This window comes from Enterococcus sp. DIV0691 (assembly GCF_051711145.1).
GTDB lineage: Bacteria > Bacillota > Bacilli > Lactobacillales > Enterococcaceae > Enterococcus_B > Enterococcus_B hirae.
This window is the reverse complement of sequence record NZ_JBIOLY010000001.1, coordinates 2,564,199-2,583,420: the sequence shown is the minus strand read 5'-3', so window position 1 is coordinate 2,583,420 and position 19,222 is coordinate 2,564,199. Positions and strand designations below refer to the sequence as shown.

Genomic DNA, 19,222 nt, shown 5'->3' with positions numbered 1-19,222 from the left:
GCAGCGCTTTAAAAAATGGGTTATTGAAGATCGCAAAACCAACGGGGTGCTTTGCTGATGACCAGAAAATTTTTTTAGATTTGTTCATGGGTCTTGATTGAACTAACCAGAATGAAAAAAGGGCTTTCGTTATTGATTGACAGTGTCAGCTAAACTTGCTATAGTGAACTTGAAAATAAATAAAACCTAGATGAATGAGGTATTTTGATGAGTGTAGCAGGTATCTAACGTAGTAAGTTGAATAGCCAATAGAGCCGTAAGCTTATTTGGCATGCTTATAGATGATACCTGTCATTTCATAACCAACAATTCTATTAATGAGGGATGGGGCGCGTCTTATTTGAGATGTTCCTCATCTTTTTATTTTTCCTAGGTCTTATTTATTTTAGGACAGGTATCTCTTCAAAAAAGGAGAGAATATGAAACAAACAATCGATAAATTACAATTTAATCAAATCAAAGAAGAAGTGAAAAAACGAGCTATTGGACAATATAGCAAAAAGCGTATCGAAGAAATGACCCCACAAACTAATCTACAGACAGTCAAAAATCGCCAAGAAGAAACAAAAGAAGCGCGACAAATCTTAGAAAGTCAGCAACACGTTCCCTTTATGGGATTGACACGGATTGATGCGTTGACTTCCCAAGTGAAAAAAGGCTTTTTACTGACACCAACTGAATTGATCGAGTATGCAGACTTTTTAAGAAGTAGTCGAATGATCCGTCGTTTTTTTGAAAAAAATCAATATCAAACACCCTTGTTGCATGTGTATAGTAAGAATATGCCTGATTTGTCGATGGTCGAAGAATTGATTTATCAACAAATCAAGAACCAAAAAGTAAGTGATGAGGCCTCACGAAATTTACGAAAAGTACGAAAACATTTACAATTAACAGAAAAAGAAATCCAGGATCGTCTTTTAAAGTTTCTAAGACATCCGCATAACAAAGAAATGATCCAAGAAGCAATGATTGTTCAAAAAGGCGATCACTATACGATCCCAATCAAAGCTAGTTATAAAAATAAAGTGCCAGGCACGATTATTGAACAGTCAAATAAAGGGACGACCGTCTTTATTGAACCAACGGCTGTGGAAAAAGCGAGTATGAATTATCAATTGTTAAAAGCAGAAGAAATAGCAGAAGAATATCAAGTTTTAGCTTATTTGACTGGTGCTTTAGCAGAACAAGAACAAGCAATCGATTTGATTATCGAAACGATTACTAGATTAGATATCATTTTCGCCAGAGGGAAGTATAGTCGAGAAATCCATGGTGTGACACCACTGATCAATCAATCAGAATACATCAAGATCAAACAAGGGAGGCATCCACTGATTCAAGGAAAGGCTGTTCCGTTAGATTTTGAACTTGGTAAAGACTATCGAGGATTAGTGATCACTGGAGCAAACGCAGGTGGTAAGACCGTCGTATTAAAAACAGTGGGGTTATTGACGTTGATGGCGATGTTTGGTTTACAGGTTCCGGCAGCCGAAGGAACAGAGCTAGCTGTTTTCGATGAGATTTTTGTGGATATTGGCGATCAGCAAACGATCGAGAATGCGTTAAGTACGTTTTCTGGTCATATGCAAAATATTGCCGAGATGTTACGCAAGGTGAGTAGAAATACCCTTGTATTACTTGATGAGATCGGCAGTGGCACAGAACCTAATGAAGGAGCAGCGCTAGCAGTTGCTATCATGGAAGCCATGTATGAACAAGGGGCATTGATCGTTGCAACTACTCATTATGGCGAAATCAAAAAATTTGCGAATGATCATGAAGATTTTATTCCAGCCGCAATGGCATTTGATAAAGAAGCATTGAAACCTAAATACCTTCTTCAAGTGGGGGAAACAGGAGAAAGCCAAGCGTTATGGATCGCTCAAAAAATGAACATCTCGCAAACCTTAATCGAACAAGCCCAATATTATATCCAGCATAAAGCTTATCGGACAACCAAAAAAGTGTTTCAGACAACGAAAGTAAACGTGCCTAGGACGAAGACACAAGTGCAGCAATTTTCGAAAGGGGATCGGGTATATTCTGCGGTCCACCAACAAGAAGCCTTAGTTTATGAAGATACAGCAGAAGAAACGGTTACGATTTTCTTGGATAAAGAGTTAATCAATGTCCCACGAAAACGTCTCACGTTAAAGATGTCAGCAGAAAAGTTATATCCAGTCGGTTATGAATTAGACCATTTGTTTACAGACTTTCAAACTAGAAAATGGCAAAGAGATCTAGCACGAGGATCGAAAAAAGCGCATAAAAAATTAGCCAAAGAAGCTAAAGAACGACGAGAAAAAAGAGACTAGGGGTTAAATGAAGACATTGTTTTAAAGAGGAATAGCCAATAGCTCTCGTCTTTTTTCGACAGTCGTTCCAGTAGTTTTTACGATCCAAGTATTAGAATAGCCTGGCCGGAGGTCTACTCATGACTTTAGACAACGGGAAAAAATTGGCACTTGTACCGATTTAGGTTAAAATGGAACAAAGTTTATTTAGGGAGATGTCATGGATGAAACTGACTTCGAATTGGCGAAAAGAAATAGGAACGATCCCTAATCTCTTATCAATTTTTCGTGTGGTTCTTTTGCCGTTTTATTTTTACTTTGTTTTAGAGCAATCGTTTATGCTTGCCGGTATCTTGATTGCTCTATCAGGAATCACTGACTTTTTAGATGGATTTATTGCTCGTAAGTTCAACCAAATCACGGAATTGGGGAAATTATTAGATCCAGTGGCAGACAAGTTGACGCAACTGGTCTTGATCCTTTCCATGGCTTGGTATCGACCGATGATTTGGTGGATATTCGGTTTATTTCTTATCAAAGAAGGGTTCATGTTTTTTGCTGGTATCATTGGATTGAGAAAAAATGTGAAATTAGATGGAGCAAAATGGTATGGGAAATTAGCAACTGCGGTCATTTACGCAGGCATGGTGCTTTTACTGTTGTTTCCCGAACTTCCTGCGATCTGGGTCAATTGGATCTTTGGATTGATCACTTATAGCTTGCTTCAATCCTTCATTTTGTATATCCGTGAATATCATAAACTATTGAATTAAGAGAGTAATGTCTCAAATACAAATAAAAGAACTCAAACCAAGGAAGTGGTTTGAGTTCTTTTACTTGATGAGGGGATGGATTTCCGCTCATTGTTTTAAATTCTGTAGGAGAACCTTGCTTAACTCTCGAAGCTAGTAGTCTTAAGGTTTGATATAAGCATAGCCTTTTTCTTGTAATTCAATGAGGTCTAAAATACCAGCTGGTACCACGATGACTTTTTCAGGCAAGGATTCTGTACTGATGTGATTGCCACGTAGCGCATTCGCACAAGCGTGGAAGGTAACCCCTAAAGCAAGAAATTCTTCATTTGCTGGATCAAGGTAGCCGGTGATGCCTTCACCGTTGACACTAACCACAATCGTCGTTTCAGGAGCGATTTTCAATAGGTTCTTGACGTTATTCATCGTTTCATGCCACTTTCTCGTTTCATCGATATGAAAAACAACTTTCATTTGAGTCTCTCCTTATTTTTTGATGATCAAGTTGATTGCTTGTTCCATCTTTTTGGCTTGCTCTTCTGCGCTGTTTTCTGGATGCTCCAAACAGTCTTTTAAGTTTTCTGCCACGATCATTCCCATGACACGATCAATGCTAGAACGAACGGCACTTAATTGTGTGATAATTGCCATACAGTCTTTCTCTTCTTCAATCATCTTTTGGATGCCGCGAATTTGTCCTTCTGTTCGTTTTAGTCGATTGATGATGTTCTTGTCATTGATTTCCATTTGAAAACCTCCTTTATGCTTCTAGTGAGATGATACCCTATGTAGGTATATTTTGTAAATAATTATGACGATTTAAAAAAACTAGAATTTGAATAGTTGACAATTCTCTCTTTTTTGTGTTGAATATACCCCATAAGGTATTTACAAAAATAAAAAAGGTGGAAATCAAGATGTCACTATTTCAAACAGTAAAATCAATCTCAACAGCGGAATTAAAAGAAAAATTGAATGGTTCTATTCAGTTGCTCGATGTAAGAACACCAGCGGAATACCAAGGGGGGCATATCAGACAAGCGAAAAATATTCCACTTCAACGTATTCTAAGTTTCAAAGGAAAACAAGAAGCGCCTGTCTATGTCATCTGTCAATCGGGAATGCGGAGCAAACAAGCTACGAAAGAGTTGAAGAAAATGGGGTATGATGTTATCAATGTACGTGGTGGAATGAATCAATGGTTTGAACCAACAGTAGGAGGGAAATAAATGAAAATTGTTATTGTCGGCGGGGTAGCAGGGGGGATGTCTGCTGCTACTAGATTACGTCGTTTAAAAGAAGATGCTGAAATCGTCGTGTTTGAAAAAGGACCGTATGTCTCATTTGCCAATTGCGGGTTACCTTATTATCTCTCTGGTGAGATCAGTGAGAGAGAGAATCTTTTGGTACAAACACCAGAATCATTGGCTGCTCGTTTTCAATTAGATGTGCGTCCCAATTATGAAGTCACAGCCGTTTATCCAGATGAAAAGAAAGTTGAAGTTTTATCTGACGGGAAAAAATGGCAGGAGAGTTATGATGTATTGCTTCTTTCCCCAGGGGCAAAACCAGTCAGACCAGCTATTTCAGGATTAGCAGAAGCCAAAAATGTTTATACTGTTAGAAATGTACCGGATATTGATATGGTAATGACTGCTCTTGAAGAACAACCCAAAAAAGCTGTCGTAGTAGGGGCAGGCTTTATCGGATTGGAAATGGCAGAGAATTTAAAAAAACGTGGACTGGCAGTTTCAATTGTAGAACTGGCACCACATGTCCTGCCTTCTTTAGATGAAGAAATGGCGGTGCATATCCAAAATGAACTCATTAAACAAGGCGTCCATGTCCAAACAAAACGTTCTGTCACTGCTTTTGAACATGGTGGCAAGCAGTTACGATTAGATGATGGCACAACGATCGATTCTGATTTAACGATCCTCTCAGTAGGCGTTCAGCCAGACAGTACATTGGCAAAAATGGCTGGACTTGAAACAGGGCTGCGTGGTGGGATCGTAGTCAATGAACACTACCAAACAAGTGATCCTTCCATCTATGCGGTGGGAGATGCCATCGTTGTCAAACAACAAATTACAGGTGCCGATGCATTGATTTCTCTTGCTTCTCCTGCTAACCGTCAAGGACGCCAAGCAGCAGATAATATAGCGGGAATCGTTCGTAACAATCGAGGAAGTCTTGGTACGTCAATTGTGCGGGTCTTTGACCTTACTGCCGCTTCTACTGGATTAACAGAAAGAATGGCCCAACAAGCCAACTTACCTTTCTCAGTAGTCCATGTTTCTGGGAAAGACCATGCTAGTTACTATCCTGAAGCTACAGATATTTTGTTAAAACTGATCTTTCATCCTAAGACAGGTGAAATCTATGGCGCACAAGGAGTCGGTGCCAAAGGTGTTGATAAACGAATCGATAGTTTAGCCACAGCCATCAAAGGACAACTAACGATTTTTGATTTACCGGAATTAGAATTTACCTATGCGCCACCTTTTGGTTCTGCGAAAGATCCAGTGAATATGTTGGGATATGTGGCCATGAATGTCGCAGAAGGGCTAAGCGAGACGATCCAATGGCATGAATTGCCAGAAGCACTTGCACAAGGAAAAATCTTACTCGATGTTCGTAATGAAGGCGAGTTGCAAAACGGTGCTTTTAAAGATGCGCTGAATATTCCTTTAAATGATTTACGCTGTCGATTGGCGGAATTAGACCATGAGAAAGAATACGTTGTCAGCTGTCATAGTGGACTGCGTAGTTACTTAGCAGAACGTATCTTGAAACAAGCAGGCTTTCATGTCCAAAATCTCGATGGCGCCTTTGCTTTGTATCACGCTGTTCGTCCAGAAGACTTGATTTATCCAGAAAAATAGAGCTTTGCCTTGCATTCTTAGTAAAATGGCGCTAGACTGGTTAGTTCTACTACTTCGAATCAAAGGAGAATGTGTATGGTCAACACACGAAATTTAGAAGAAGCCTATCTAGGGTCAGTTTATCGGCAATTACTAGAAAAGCAGGAAGAGTATCAGCAACTATTACAAGAAACCAGTGCGTACGGACGGGATTCGTTACAAACGATGTCCGAAGATATTCGGATCAATTTTGATAGTTATTTAGACAATCTTGATACGTATTCATTGATTGAGATGAAAAATCGCGAAATCGATCAATTGAATCTCAAGATCCAATCAGCTAATGAGACTTTGAAAAAAATCGAACGGCTATTGATGAGTCCCTATTTTGGGAAGATCGAAATTGATTTTTTAGAGGAAGAAGCACAGGGAAAAAACAGTCACGAAGCTTTTTATATTGGTACGGCTAACTTTACTAATGATGAGGATGAAACCTTGGTTTATGATTGGCGTTCGCCGATTGCTTCTCTTTTCTATAACAATGATTTAGGTCAGTCTTCTTATTTAGTGAATCAAAACCAAATTGAGGTAATGATCCATGAACGACGTCAATTTATCATCAAAAAAGATCAATTGCTCCACTTTTTTGACACCTCGGTAGCAATCCAAGACGATGTCTTACTTGATGCTTTAGAACAAAGTGAGACGTCAGAGATGAAGGCAATCACGGCTACGATCCAATCCGAACAAAATACGATCATCCGAGACACTACAAGCCAAAATATCTTAGTCAATGGCGTTGCAGGCAGTGGGAAAACCTCAACGATCATGCAACGAATTGCTTATTTGCTTTATCAATACCGAAACCAACTTTCTGCGGATGATTTGCTGATTTTGTCGCCGAATCATCAATTTATTGATTATATCGGTAAGGTATTACCTTCGTTAGGTGAAAAAAATCCGTTGAATATCACGATACTTCAGTTGGTGGATCAACTTTTTTTAGGGAATGTTGAGTCAGAAAAAGCTTATTTTCAACGGATTACGCAGACGGATGTGGATGACCAGACAGCAGTTCTCAGAAGTCAGGCATTTATGAAGCAGATCGAGCAAGTGACTTCCTTGTTTACTGAACAGGCTGATTTCTTTTTAGCCATCAAAAAGAAGGAAAAAATCGTGATCTCAAAAGAAGTGATCAAAAAAATCTATGATAGCACGCCCGATTACCCGAATCTAAGAGAAAAACTTCAAGCGACTAAAGACCGATTGTTGCGCTACTGGGAAAAGCAATTGCTGAAACAAGCAGGTAGTGACGCCATTAAAGATCAATTATTATCCTTACCAGAAGAGATGCAACAACAGTATTTCCAACAGTTGATCACCGATGAATCGCCAGAGAAATTAGTCAGTTATGGCAAACAATTGCTTCAAAGAAAATATCGAACAGTAACGAAACAAATCAAACAGATGGCGTGGGTCGATGAACAATTTTTATTTGAGGAGATTTATCAAAGTTATACTGGGAATAAGTATCAGCGAACAACTCCTTGTACATTAGATGAAGGCGTCGCACGTTTGCATGTACGCCATCTGCTGATCGAAAAAATCACCCAAGTCAAAAAGTTCGTGTTGATCGATGAGGTGCAAGATTATACAAGTGCGCAACTTTTGCTCTTGTTAAACATCTTCCCCAACGCTCGCTTTACACTCGTAGGAGATGAAAATCAGGGGATTTTTAATTCCACGACTTCTTTTGAAGCAATTGAAAGCTATTTTTCAACGGCTGGACGATCTGTGACGAGATATGATTTATTGAATAGTTATCGTTCAAGCGGGGCAATCACGACTCTCTTTACCCAATATTCAGGGGAAAAAGAAAAGATCGCTATTGTTCCCGTTCGTCCTTATGGGGAAGAGCCGGAATTTGTGACTGCAGCGACTTTCGATCAGTGGCTCAGTCAGGTCAATGAACGACAACAGCACACAGGTGAACAATTAACAGTCATTACGTTGGAAGAACAGCAAGCCACGATGTTACAGCAAAAAGTAGAGCAAAACAACCAGCTGAACATCCAAGTACGCCCGTTGAGTCTTTCTAAAGGACTCGAATTTGATCACGTACTGATTTATCTAACAGCTGAACCGAATACCCCACGTGAAAGAAGGCAAATGTACACGGCTATATCTCGAGCAATGAAAACTGTCGTTATTTCTTTGGTAACAGATTAATAGAGAAAAAACAAGTTATCTTTAGTGAGACTCACTATGATAACTTGTTTTATATTTTTATTATTTTAGTTATTTTAATTTATTAAGAAAACCTTAACGTCAAGATCAAATCTCATACATATTTCAAGAAACAAGCTACTATTAAATAAACAAATTTAAATAAATACAATAAAAGTAAAGTATAAGTAAGGTCTAGTTGGTCATTTTGATGAATTGTTCGTCTAGCTGTCATCATCAAAAAAATGTAAAGGTTTTTATAAAAGGGGACTAAATTTATTTTTTAAAGGTGGGAGAAAAATGAATACTCGAATAAAACGTGAAGAAGTAGCAACTCTTTTGATTAAGGATAAGTTTTTTGCCAAAGGAAATCGACGGTTAAAAATCAAGCAATGGATTGTTGCGATTCTAGGATGGTGTGGCGTGATTTTTCCATTCGTCTGGGTAACTATTTCGTTTCGGGCTTCAATGAAAGGGAGAGGATTGCAATGGCATTCGTTTCCGGAACAACGGAAAACGTTTTCCTTTTTGTTGCTATTTTTAGCGGTTGCTTTTTTAGGCTTTGTTCTTTTATTCTTATTCATGACTCGTTGGAATAATCGTCGTTACCAAACGATGCTAAGAAGTGAAAAAATGTATGATGAAGAAAAATTAGAAAAGCGTCGAGATATTTTAGAAACGGAATTCAGCATGCGCTTTGGACCTAAGGAAGAGCGTGAAGCGGTTTGCTATTACGTAGTATCAGAAGAGCAAAATCTTGAAAAAGATTTGATCGAAAACCTCTACAAAAACGAGGGGGTCGAACTCTAATGGTCAGAGTCATTCATACAGGTAATGAACTACTGGATTTTGTAGCTACGATCATTTATTTTATCCTTGTTTCTTATCCAATCCTTGGCAGTTTTGCATGGTTTATTGGGGTATTATGCTATTCGTTTTTATTTAAATATAAGCACATTGATTGGGCGGAGATTCCGACAGAGGTCGAACCGTTTATCACGATCATGGTACCGGCCCACAATGAAGAAGTGGTGATTGAAGACACAATCGATTATTTAATGACAAAAATCAATTATGGGAATTATGAGGTGTTAGTGACAGATGATGGTTCAACTGACGAAACCCCGGCAATATTAGCTCGTTTACAAAAAAAATACCCCAAATTACGAGTGATCCGCATTGATAAAAATAAGGGAAAAGCTCACGCATTTGATATTGGGATGGCTTTTGCCAAAGGTCGATTGATCTTAAGCAATGATGCGGATACGGTACCTGAACCAGATGCTTTGTCAAATTATGTGAATTACTTTATTCGCCCTGGTGGTAGAAATATCTCTGCTGTTACTGCCAATATGGACGTGAAAAATCGTACGTCTTTACTTGGAAAATCCCAGACTGTTGAATTTTCGAGCATCGTAGGGATCATCAAACGAACACAAGCAGGTGTACTTGGCGGTCTTTATGCGTACAGTGGGGAAAATACCATGTATCGAAAAGACGCATTGATCGATGTTGGCGGCTTTCGTCAAGATCGGGCAACAGAAGATATCAGTATTGCGTGGGATCATCAGTTGAATGGCTGGATCTCGGTGTTTGCGCCAACCATCATATTTTTTATGGAAGTTCCAGTAAGTTTGCCGATGCTTTATCGTCAGAGAAAACGTTGGGCAAAAGGGGGGACGGAAGTCTGGTTGACGAATTTTAAAAAAGTCCTCTTCCATCCTTTTGAAAATATCGGCAGGACGTTCATGTTTATTGATCAAACTTTTAGTATTATTTGGTCGTTGTTCTTTTGTATTTCATTTTTCGTTTTTATTATTTTAATGGGCATTTATCTTTATCAAGGAAATTTTGAACAAATCTATCGGACATTGACGATCAGTTTTCTGTTTGTTTGTTTCGAAATGATCTCAGGCATCCTTCAACTGATTGCATCTTTGGTGGTAGACGATCAAGGAAGAAAATTGAAATATATGTTATTTGCCCCATTGTATATGTTGTTATTCTGGATGGTCAATGCGATCACTATCATGACGACCTTTATCCCAGCAATCAAAACGATTTTAGGATACGGAAGCGGCACATGGAAAAGTCCAGAACGAAAAAGTGAATGATGCAACTGAAAAGGACTAGCAAACAAGTGACTGTAGCAGAAGACGAAAGTCGTCTTTTACTACAGTTTTTTTTGGTGCATAACTAAATGATCTTAAAAAAACAGCTAAATGATTCAGAGAAACCGTTTACTAACTGTTTTTTATAATAACCATTATAATGTTTAATATAAACATAAAGGAGGAGATAATGTGGAATTGTACTATCTGACGGGGTTGTTTTTAATAATTATATTGTTGTATTTATTGGCAAAAAAATATGATTTTGTCAAACAACTTTTTTCAAAGATCACGATTACTTTTTTAGTTGTTTATTTGATATGGCGTTTGTTTTATACCATACCAATAGATAGTTCTGTTTCTTTAATATTTGGGATCATTCTTTACATTGCAGAATTTATCGGGTTATTTGTCTACGGTTTTTTTATTTACCTATTTTCGAATAAATTGTCAAATGAACATCTCTATGAGGCCTATGACGAGAGTTTTCAACCAAGTGTTGCGGCGTTTATTTGTACGTATAACGAAAATAGTAAATTAGTGATCGCCACGGCTTTGGCTGTCAAAGCGTTACGATATCCCAATAAAAAAATATATATTTGCGATGATGGTCATCGTGAGGAATTAAAAGAGATGGCAGAACGTTTTTCCATCGGTTATTTATCACGAGAGGGCAATGAGCATGCGAAAGCTGGCAACATCAACTATGCACTCTCACAAACGACTAGTGACCTCGTACTACTATTGGATGCAGATTTTATTGTCAAAAAAAATATTATTTTTGAAGCCGTTAATTATTTCAAAAATCCTAAAATGGCACTCGTTCAATATCCTCAAACCTTCTATAATAAAGATCCATTTCAGCTTTTAAGAAATTCCTTTTATAATGAGCAAGAATTATTTATGCGCTTTTTGGAGCCAGCTCTTTCTCGAGAAAATGCCCTGATCCATATCGGGACAAATGCAATTATTAGAAGAAGTGCTTTAGAAGAAATCGGTGGGGTTCCAACGAATAGTATTACAGAAGACATGGCGACAGGAATGTTGTTACAAAATGCCGGCTACGAGACCCTCTTTATCAACAAGGCTTATGCATTGGGAATTACCCCTTATACAGCGAAAGAACTAGCTTCCCAACGCTCGCGTTGGGCACAAGGTACGAAGCAGATTTTTGACCACTTCAAGCCACGAAAGTTAAAAGGGTTGTCATTGATGCAAAAGTTATGTTATTACAACTCTTATTTGTATTGGTTTACTTCTTTCCAGAAAATTATTTTTTTATTAGCTCCTACGCTGTTTATGGTTTTTGATATTTTTCTTGTTAGAAGTAACAACCATCAATTGTTACTATTCTTTTTACCGCCGTTTGTCATGATCACCTTATCCTTTAGGTTATACGTGCCTAAAATAAGAAATCTAACGAGTTCTCACATTTATGATTGCTTTGTGGCACCGATCCACACAGGAGCATTATTAAAAGAATTTTTCAAACCACAAAAGAAATTCAACGTAACGAAAAAAGAAATTGTCGGGAGTAACGCATTTGATTGGCGTACGGTGTTCCCGCATATCGTTCTTTTTTGCTGGATTCTTTTTGCTTGTATCATTGCTTTTTACCGATTGATTCGTGGGGAAGGCTATGAATTTGGTTATATTGTTACGTTAGTATGGTCAGTCTATAATCTTTATGGCTTGTTTTATGCCATCACGATCGGTAAAAACCGAGATATCGAAAGTGACAGTGAAGCATTAAGTATTACAGTCAATCGTCAGTTATCCTATGATTCGAAAATTTTTGAGATGTATCAAATGAGTTTTAATGGCTTTCGGATCAGAACTGGTGGGGAATCATTCATTCCAGGAGAAAACTATATGTTTGTTGATCAACAACAAGGGTTGCAGATTACTTCAGTGTGTCGAGAAACACAGGAAGCTTACACCACTTTCTCATTTGAAGATTTGACCCCACAATCAGCGGAAGAACTAGCGAGTTATTATAGTGACCAACTGAATGCTGCCAAACAACTAGAATTTGATATGGAAGATGATTTAGTAGAAAGCTAAAAAAGAAGAATCACTCGCTTTTCAAAAAAAGCGAATGATTCTTTTTTCATTTTTTATCAGCTATTCAAGACTTCTCCACAGGCTCGACATGAACATCCGTTTCGTGGACTTGGAATTGTTCAAATAAAGTATGTTCGATCAAATCAGAAATATCATGACTTTCTTTGACAGTCAAATTAGGGTCCATGGTAACAGTGATATCTACATAGGTATTTGAACCATAAGTACGTCCTTTGATACTCTTCACGCTTTGGACTTCCGGGATGTTATTGACTGCTTGTTTGTAGCGCTCTAATTTTTGTTGGTCAAAGCCATCAGATAAAGAAAAGGAGCTTTCTCTAAAGATATCAACCGCTGTCTTTAAAATCAATAAACCCACGACGATTGCAGCGGCACTGTCCAACCAACCCAAATTGAAGGAGGCCGCAAACACTGCCACGGCTGTACCGATACTTGTCCACGCGTCACTAAGATTGTCTTTCGCAGCAGCTAGTAAACCAGGACTGTTGACTTTTGTGGCTAGTTTTTTATTAAAGAGATAAACCCCGTACATGATCAGCGCTGAGACAATCCCAACAATGGCTGCGGTCATATCAGGTGATTCCATTTTTTTGTCAGTAATCGAGAGAATCGAAGAGTACAAGACTTCCAGACCAACCAATAACATAATAAACGAAGTGATTAAACTCGCAATATTTTCGGCTTTCCAGTGACCATAGCGATGTTCAGTGTCTGCAGGTTTGCGTGAGATTCTCAAACCGATCAATACAGCAACTGAAGCTAGGATATCCGTAAAATTGTTTAAGCCATCTGCTCTTAACGCTTCAGAATTTGCGAGATTCCCGATAGTCAACTTCAGTATCGAGACTACGATATAAGCGACAATACTGATGATTGCACCTAATTCTGCTTGTTTCAATTGTTTATATCTGTCTTTGTTCACACATTTTCACTCCAACATAAAGTATTTTATTATCTTATAATATTTTCGAATAAAATCATTAAAAGTGTGGAAAATATAATGGTTTTGGATAGGCGAAATTTGGAACTATCCCGAGCTTAACTGAATCGATAGGAGCAGCGAATCAAAGGGAATCAGCTATGATGACACCTGCAGTAGATTCAGAAATCAGCTAAAAACAAAAAGCAGGAAAGTCATCTGATGCGTATGCTTTGAGCTTTAAATTTAACCGTGTTAGGGTAGATTTGTACCGAATAAGAAGGAGGAAAGAGACACATGGCAAAAAGAGATTTACCAAAAGTCGAAACTCGTCTTTATATCAATGGCAAATGGCAGACAGGAACAGAAGGTACCTTCGAGGTGATCAACCCTGCAACAGGTGAAACCTTAGCGAATGTTCAAAAAGGTGGAGAAAGTGAAACCCACGAAGCAATCAAAGCCGCTAAGAAAGCATTTGAAGAGTGGTCAAAAACTTCTCCTGCTCAACGGGCAAAATTAATGAACAAGATGGCAGATCTAGTGGAAGAAGACAGTGAACGTTTAGCTACGATCATGACGATGGAACAAGGAAAGCCACTCAAACAAGCTGCTTCAGAAATCAACACGAATGTTGAAAATTTGCGGTGGAATGCTGCCGAAGGGCAAAGAATCTTAGGCGAGATCATTCCTTCTCCGGCAACCAATGAATGGCAAGTACGTAAAGAACCAGTTGGAGTAGTAGGTGCAATCACTCCTTGGAACTTTCCATCCAATATGATTATCCGTAAGATATCTCCAGCAATCGCGGCTGGCTGCACGGTTATCTTAAAACCAGCAAAAGCGACACCGCTTTCTGCATTGGCGTTAATGGAGCTTTTTGATCAAGCTGGCTTTCCTCCAGGAGTCGTCAATATCGTGACTGGAGACTCCTCAACGATCGGTAAAATTCTAACCGAATCAGAAGACGTGCAAAAAATCACTTTCACTGGTTCGACAGAAGTAGGTCAAATCTTAAATAAACAAGCAGCATCAACGTTGAAAAAAGTTTCCATGGAACTAGGCGGACATGCGCCGTTGATTATTTTTCCAGATGCAGATTTAGAATTAGCAACTGATCAATTGATCAAAACAAAATTCATCAATAACGGACAAGTATGTACGTCGCCTAATCGAATTTTTCTTCATGAAGCAATCAAAGAAGAAGCTACGAAATTGATCGTCGAAAAAATCAAACAAGTATCCGTTGGTAATGGCTTAGATGATCCAACGACAGGTCCATTGATTAATCAAGAAGGTGTGGAAAAGGTAGAAGAACAAATCAAAGATGCCGTAGATAAAGGAGCCAAGATTTTAGCAGGTGGGCAACGACTGACAGAAGGCGAGTATGCGCATGGCTATTTCTTTGAACCCACTGTTTTGGATGGTGTCACGAAGGAAATGGACATCTTTTATCAAGAAACCTTTGGACCAGTGATTCCGTTGATTGCGTTTAAGGAAGAAGAGGAAGTGATCAAAGATGCCAATGATACCATCTTTGGGTTAGCTTCTTACTTCTTCTCAACGAATATCCACACGATCGCGAATGTTAGCCAGAAACTCCAATATGGGATGGTCGGTGTCAATGATACAGCTATTTCAAATTCAGCTACGCCATTTGGAGGGGTCAAGCATTCAGGCTTTGGTCGGGAAAATGGAACTTACGGTGTGGAAGAATATGTAGTAGCGAAGTTTGTGACGATTCGGACAGCTAAATAACTAGCGTATCAAAAAGCAAAAAAATAACCAAAGAAGCTAGATTCTTCCCAGCTAGTTTCTTTGGTTATTTCTACGTTATTTCTGTTGTTCTTGCTTTCGACATTCATGATAGACATGATAGAGATTTAGTTCATATTCTTTTTTGGCATTCGTTACAACAGTATCTAAAATCAACCCAGTAACTAATGAAAGTAAGGCAAGGATCATCAATCCGGTACTTAAAATAGCAGAAGGTACCCGTGTGATAAAGTGAGTCAGCATATACTCTCGGATCACTGGAACACCGGCAAATAAGCCGAATACAAAAAAGAAAAAGGTCCAGATGCCAAAAAACATCAATGGTTTGTAGTCTTTCCACATTTTAACGATCATCATGATCACTTTAAATCCATCAGAAAATGTATTCAGTTTCGATTCACTGCCTTCTGGACGGTCTCGGTAATCGATCGGCAATTCGACCAATTTGAATTTTTTGTCTAAGGCATGGATCGTCAGCTCAGTTTCGATTTGGAATCCGGAACTCATGATCGGGAAACTTTTGACAAAAATACGATTAAATCCTCGATAGCCTGTCATGACGTCTCGTATTTTTGTTTTATATAATCGTGTGATTGTATTTTTCACTAAATTATTCCCAAAATCATGAAACGGACGTTTGTTTTCGTCAAAGTAAGTCCCATTTGAAAGTCGGTCACCAATTACCATATCTGCTTCACCTGAGCGAAGTTTATCCAGTAATCCATGCACCGCTTCGGCAGGATAGGTATCATCACCATCCACCATGAGATAGTAATCTGCATCAATATCAAAAAACATTTGCCGAATGACATTTCCTTTCCCTTGTCTTGGTTCTTTTTTGACGATTGCCCCACACGCCACGGCAAGTTCATAGGTGGTATCAGTCGAATTGTTGTCATATACGTAAATCTCTGCTTCCGGTAATTCTCGTCTAAAGTCTGCAATGACTGTTGAAATCGTCGCTTCTTCATTATAACAAGGAATCAGAACAGCAATTTTCTCTTGTTGTTCCATTTTTCACTCTCCTTAAATCATAGAAAACAAAATCTCTATTAAGAATACTGTATCAAATTCTTAAATGCTAGTACCTAGAGAGAATTTTCACTTCTTTTTGTTTCTATTGTAAAAAGCCCCGTATAAAACCACTATTTTTATGTTAATGGTGATGGCTGAGGCTTCGCTTTATTAAATCAATTCATTCTTTTTTCTTGAAATCTCTAACACGGTGCCGGTATACGCATCCGCTAAAAATTCGTAGCAAATGATTTCACCATCTTCCAGGCGGGAAATCCCTCCACGATAAGCTTTGGAATGGATCGCAAATTTTCTAGTCGGTTCTTTTTCAAATGAGATCCAAGACCCCTCAATGGAGCCTTCTTTTAAGAATGATTCTTTGACTTGTTCTAAGACTTGATCGGCTGATAACGTTTTCTTACGTTGATACAAAACCATTGAAGTGATGCCACTGATTAAACCAAGTCCGATACCTATAGCAAGACCGTTTTTAAAATTATTTGACTCACATTCTTCAGAATACATACGTCTTACCTCCTTCTTTGTCCAAAAAGATTATCTTCATTTATTCTACCATACTCTGTGTTTTTCTTAGAAATAAATAACCGCTATCAATTAAAATAAGCTATAATAAATGTGAGTGATTGACTAAGAGTAATACAAATTAGTCAGTCAACTATAAATTTGAGAGGAGCATAGTCTGAATCTTAGGCGAACTTTATTATGGATGAAAAAACATTTCAACGAATCAAAGAGTTAACAGAACTTCAAGGAACAAGTGGTTTTGAACAAGACATTCGTGCGTATATGGAAGCGCACATGGAACCCTTAGTGGACGAATTACAACTAGATGGTTTAGGTGGAATCTTTGGCTTACGCCAACATGAAGAGGCAGATGCCCCACGCGTGATGGTTGCGGCTCATATGGATGAAGTAGGATTTATGCTAACCCAAATCCAGGACAACGGTTTATTCAAAGTTGTACCTTTAGGTGGCTGGAATCCGTATGTGGTTTCTGCTCAACGCTACACATTGAAGACTTCTTCTGGCAAAAATTACCCATGTATTTCTTCTTCTGTTCCACCACATTTATTACGTGGAACAAGCGGCCAAAAATCAGTGGAAGTGACAGATATCTTATTTGATGCTGGTTTTGAATCACGTGAAGAAGCAATGAGCTTTGGCGTATTGCCAGGCGATACGATCGTACCATTCGCTGAAACTATCAAAACGGCTAATGGCAAAAATATCATCAGTAAATCATGGGATAACCGCTATGGTTGTACAATGGTGTTAGAAGCGTTAGAAGCGCTGCAAAATGAAAAACTAGGTCATACATTGATCGCAGGAGCAAACGTGCAAGAAGAAGTTGGCTTACGTGGGTCAAAAGCTTCTGTCAACAAATTCAAACCTGATTTATTCTTTGCAGTCGATTGCTCAGCAGCAGACGATACGGTAACGAAAAAAGGGACATTCGGACATCTAGGTGAAGGAACGTTGATGCGTATCCAAGACCCAGGATTGATCATGTTACCACGCTTGCGTGAATACTTATTAGACGTGGCTGAAACAAACAACATTCCATATCAATACTTTGTCTCAAAAGGCGGCACAGATGCAGGTGCGGCACATACACAAAACGAAGGAATCCCAAGTACGGTGATCGGAGTCGTAGGACGCTACATTCATACACATCAAACAATGTTTAGCATTCGTGACTTTGAAGCAGCAAGAGAGATGTTGATCCAAACATTAAAAGGATTAGACAAATCGACTGTCAATACGATCGTTTACGGAAAATAAGAATACATCCTTTAAACGAAGTGAAACGAGAACCATGGATCGTGGAACAGAGATAAGCGAAGGATAGTATAAATAGTTAAGAAGTTCAGAAATAGAGGAAGTCCTATTATTGGGCTTCCTTTTTAGGTCTTCTTGTTTTGTCGTCAGTCAGTAAATACGGGGGAAATCGGTGAATCGTTTTTTTGGTTGATGCATCTGAATTTTTTGAATACAAAAGTGAGGACTGGTTAGGAGTTGGTGACTTTTAAAGAAAGGTGTATAATTTAAATATAAGAAGAAAAGAGGGACAGCAATGATTATTCCAGAAAACTTAGAAGAATTAGCAGGTTACGTTGAAAAAGGGAACAGTGTCTTTTTCTTTACCGCAGATTGGTGTGGCGATTGTCGCTTTATCAAGCCTCAAATGCCAGAAATAGAAAATGATTTTGCCGCATGGCGTTTTATTGAAGTCGATCGTGACAAATACATAGATGTAGCCGCTGAGTGGAACATTTTTGGAATCCCAAGTTTTGTAGTGATCAAAGACGGTAAAGAATTAGGTCGTCTAGTGAATAAAGATCGGAAAACAAAACAAGAAATCGAGGATTTTTTAAATCGTGTGACGAACGGCTAACATCTGGATATTTGTTAGGAGGGATCAGGATGGAACAAGAATATAAAAATATTTTGGTCGGGATCGATGGAAGTGAGCAAGCACTTTCTGCCTTTAAAAAAGCAGTTGAGGTTGCTCGAAGAAACGACGGAACCGTCTATGTAGCAAATGTGATCGACCAACAATTTTATAATTTCATGGGCTATGTCCCAATAGATCAAACGCTAGTTGACCAACAAACAGAAGCAGCGAAACAAATGATCGAAGACTGCAAAGCTTATGGAAAAACAGTTGACTATCAAAAAATCGAAGGAATCGTCGCTTATGGTTCTGTTAGAGAATCAATGGCAGTCAACTTACCAAAAAAATATGCGATCGATTTGATCATGGTCGGTCAATCAGGATTAAATGCGGTTGAACGATTTATGACAGGTAGTGTTTCCAGCTATGTCATCCGCCGAGCACCATGTGATGTCTTGATTGTCTCTGATGAAGTGGAGAACAACACCGACAATTAAATACGTTAACTAAGAGATAGTGATAGGCCTAGCTCTAAGAAATAAGCCGGAGAATCCGAAAATAGTTCCTCCTATTTTTGGGATTCTCCGGCAAATTTTCTGATAGAGCGATTTTTTGCATGCTGTTTACTCGTTTTTTAGAGTGAAGGGCAAGATATCTTTCACAGGCTCGTTGCTATTGTAAATTCTTGCGATTCCATAACTAAGAAAATAGTTGTTCGCACTTTTTTTGAAGAATGAAAAAAAGCATGCACAAAAACTTTTTTTT

17 protein-coding genes are annotated in these 19,222 nt (G+C 38.5%); 12 read left to right on the top strand and 5 right to left on the bottom strand.

What is annotated here, in order from left to right; genetic code table 11:
- Nucleotides 1–419: 419 nt before the first annotated feature.
- Nucleotides 420–2,318, top strand: coding sequence for an endonuclease MutS2 (locus IGJ11_RS11785; protein ID WP_207432632.1), 1,899 nt, complete (start codon nt 420–422; stop codon nt 2,316–2,318).
- Between the two features lie 203 nt (nt 2,319–2,521).
- Entirely contained in the window at nt 2,522–3,070 is a 549-nt protein-coding gene (locus IGJ11_RS11780) for a CDP-alcohol phosphatidyltransferase family protein (protein WP_181915139.1), read from the top strand.
- A 141-nt stretch (nt 3,071–3,211) separates the two neighbouring features.
- On the opposite strand, the gene IGJ11_RS11775 is transcribed toward IGJ11_RS11780, so the two are convergent.
- Nucleotides 3,212–3,523, bottom strand: a complete 312-nt coding sequence (locus IGJ11_RS11775; protein ID WP_010720957.1) for a DsrE family protein — start codon at nt 3,521–3,523, stop codon at nt 3,212–3,214.
- A 12-nt stretch (nt 3,524–3,535) separates the two neighbouring features.
- Nucleotides 3,536–3,796 carry a metal-sensitive transcriptional regulator gene (locus tag IGJ11_RS11770; RefSeq protein WP_010737033.1) on the bottom strand — a complete coding sequence of 87 codons (261 nt, stop codon included), beginning with the start codon at nt 3,794–3,796 and terminating at the stop codon, nt 3,536–3,538.
- Nucleotides 3,797–3,966: 170 nt separating this feature from the next.
- Here IGJ11_RS11770 and IGJ11_RS11765 point away from each other — a divergent pair, with 170 nt between their 5' ends.
- From IGJ11_RS11765 to IGJ11_RS11740, 6 genes are all read left to right on the top strand, one after another.
- On the top strand, nt 3,967–4,278 hold the full coding sequence (locus IGJ11_RS11765) for a rhodanese-like domain-containing protein (protein ID WP_063627589.1): 312 nt from the start codon (nt 3,967–3,969) through the stop codon (nt 4,276–4,278).
- Nucleotides 4,279–5,934, top strand: coding sequence for an FAD-dependent oxidoreductase (locus IGJ11_RS11760; RefSeq protein ID WP_207432634.1), 1,656 nt, complete (start codon nt 4,279–4,281; stop codon nt 5,932–5,934).
- 75 nt (nt 5,935–6,009) lie between these two features.
- Nucleotides 6,010–8,142, top strand: a complete 2,133-nt coding sequence (locus IGJ11_RS11755; protein ID WP_207432636.1) for a HelD family protein — start codon at nt 6,010–6,012, stop codon at nt 8,140–8,142.
- A gap of 297 nt (nt 8,143–8,439) precedes the next feature.
- Entirely contained in the window at nt 8,440–8,949 is a 510-nt protein-coding gene (locus IGJ11_RS11750) for a hypothetical protein (protein WP_207432638.1), read from the top strand.
- Nucleotides 8,949–10,253 (top strand): glycosyltransferase family 2 protein, encoded by a 1,305-nt coding sequence (locus IGJ11_RS11745; protein ID WP_251850027.1) that lies wholly within the window; start codon nt 8,949–8,951, stop codon nt 10,251–10,253. The genes IGJ11_RS11750 and IGJ11_RS11745 overlap by 1 nt, the downstream gene beginning before the upstream one ends.
- 189 nt (nt 10,254–10,442) lie before the next feature.
- Nucleotides 10,443–12,314, top strand: coding sequence for a glycosyltransferase (locus IGJ11_RS11740; RefSeq protein WP_207432639.1), 1,872 nt, complete (start codon nt 10,443–10,445; stop codon nt 12,312–12,314).
- A 64-nt stretch (nt 12,315–12,378) separates the two neighbouring features.
- Here the strand turns inward: IGJ11_RS11740 and IGJ11_RS11735 are convergent, their stop codons facing one another.
- Entirely contained in the window at nt 12,379–13,257 is an 879-nt protein-coding gene (locus IGJ11_RS11735; protein ID WP_010737041.1) for a cation diffusion facilitator family transporter, read from the bottom strand.
- Nucleotides 13,258–13,551: 294 nt separating this feature from the next.
- Between IGJ11_RS11735 and IGJ11_RS11730 the strand changes: the two genes are divergently transcribed.
- Nucleotides 13,552–15,009: an NAD-dependent succinate-semialdehyde dehydrogenase gene (locus IGJ11_RS11730; protein WP_088745602.1), complete on the top strand. Its 1,458-nt coding sequence runs from the start codon at nt 13,552–13,554 to the stop codon at nt 15,007–15,009.
- Between the two features lie 75 nt (nt 15,010–15,084).
- Here the strand turns inward: IGJ11_RS11730 and IGJ11_RS11725 are convergent, their stop codons facing one another.
- Nucleotides 15,085–16,041, bottom strand: a complete 957-nt coding sequence (locus IGJ11_RS11725) for a glycosyltransferase family 2 protein (protein ID WP_002317103.1) — start codon at nt 16,039–16,041, stop codon at nt 15,085–15,087.
- A 171-nt stretch (nt 16,042–16,212) separates the two neighbouring features.
- A complete protein-coding gene (locus tag IGJ11_RS11720) occupies nt 16,213–16,566 on the bottom strand; it encodes a PepSY domain-containing protein (RefSeq protein WP_002317104.1) in 354 nt (117 codons plus the stop codon).
- A gap of 198 nt (nt 16,567–16,764) precedes the next feature.
- Between IGJ11_RS11720 and pepA the strand changes: the two genes are divergently transcribed.
- The 3 genes from pepA (at nt 16,765) to IGJ11_RS11705 (ending at nt 18,954) form a co-directional block, all read left to right on the top strand.
- Nucleotides 16,765–17,844 carry a glutamyl aminopeptidase gene (gene pepA, locus IGJ11_RS11715; RefSeq protein ID WP_010720947.1) on the top strand — a complete coding sequence of 360 codons (1,080 nt, stop codon included), beginning with the start codon at nt 16,765–16,767 and terminating at the stop codon, nt 17,842–17,844.
- Nucleotides 17,845–18,136: 292 nt separating this feature from the next.
- Complete coding sequence (locus tag IGJ11_RS11710) at nt 18,137–18,457, top strand: thioredoxin family protein (RefSeq protein WP_002317106.1); 321 nt, start codon at nt 18,137–18,139, stop codon at nt 18,455–18,457.
- 29 nt (nt 18,458–18,486) lie between these two features.
- The gene (locus IGJ11_RS11705) at nt 18,487–18,954 is read left to right on the top strand and encodes a universal stress protein (RefSeq protein WP_002317107.1); all 468 of its coding nucleotides are present in this window, start codon (nt 18,487–18,489) and stop codon (nt 18,952–18,954) included.
- The last annotated feature ends 268 nt before the right edge of the window (nt 18,955–19,222 follow it).

Bases quoted from the DNA above. Each gene is read 5' to 3' on its own strand.
- IGJ11_RS11785 (WP_207432632.1), top strand. From the start codon at position 420: ATGAAACAAACAATCGATAAATTACAATTTAATCAAATCAAAGAAGAA.
- IGJ11_RS11780 (WP_181915139.1), top strand. From the start codon at position 2,522: ATGAAACTGACTTCGAATTGGCGAAAAGAAATAGGAACGATCCCTAAT.
- IGJ11_RS11775 (WP_010720957.1), bottom strand. From the start codon at position 3,523: ATGAAAGTTGTTTTTCATATCGATGAAACGAGAAAGTGGCATGAAACG.
- IGJ11_RS11770 (WP_010737033.1), bottom strand. From the start codon at position 3,796: ATGGAAATCAATGACAAGAACATCATCAATCGACTAAAACGAACAGAA.
- IGJ11_RS11765 (WP_063627589.1), top strand. From the start codon at position 3,967: ATGTCACTATTTCAAACAGTAAAATCAATCTCAACAGCGGAATTAAAA.
- IGJ11_RS11760 (WP_207432634.1), top strand. From the start codon at position 4,279: ATGAAAATTGTTATTGTCGGCGGGGTAGCAGGGGGGATGTCTGCTGCT.
- IGJ11_RS11755 (WP_207432636.1), top strand. From the start codon at position 6,010: ATGGTCAACACACGAAATTTAGAAGAAGCCTATCTAGGGTCAGTTTAT.
- IGJ11_RS11750 (WP_207432638.1), top strand. From the start codon at position 8,440: ATGAATACTCGAATAAAACGTGAAGAAGTAGCAACTCTTTTGATTAAG.
- IGJ11_RS11745 (WP_251850027.1), top strand. From the start codon at position 8,949: ATGGTCAGAGTCATTCATACAGGTAATGAACTACTGGATTTTGTAGCT.
- IGJ11_RS11730 (WP_088745602.1), top strand. From the start codon at position 13,552: ATGGCAAAAAGAGATTTACCAAAAGTCGAAACTCGTCTTTATATCAAT.
- IGJ11_RS11725 (WP_002317103.1), bottom strand. From the start codon at position 16,041: ATGGAACAACAAGAGAAAATTGCTGTTCTGATTCCTTGTTATAATGAA.
- IGJ11_RS11720 (WP_002317104.1), bottom strand. From the start codon at position 16,566: ATGTATTCTGAAGAATGTGAGTCAAATAATTTTAAAAACGGTCTTGCT.
- pepA (WP_010720947.1), top strand. From the start codon at position 16,765: ATGGATGAAAAAACATTTCAACGAATCAAAGAGTTAACAGAACTTCAA.
- IGJ11_RS11710 (WP_002317106.1), top strand. From the start codon at position 18,137: ATGATTATTCCAGAAAACTTAGAAGAATTAGCAGGTTACGTTGAAAAA.
- IGJ11_RS11705 (WP_002317107.1), top strand. From the start codon at position 18,487: ATGGAACAAGAATATAAAAATATTTTGGTCGGGATCGATGGAAGTGAG.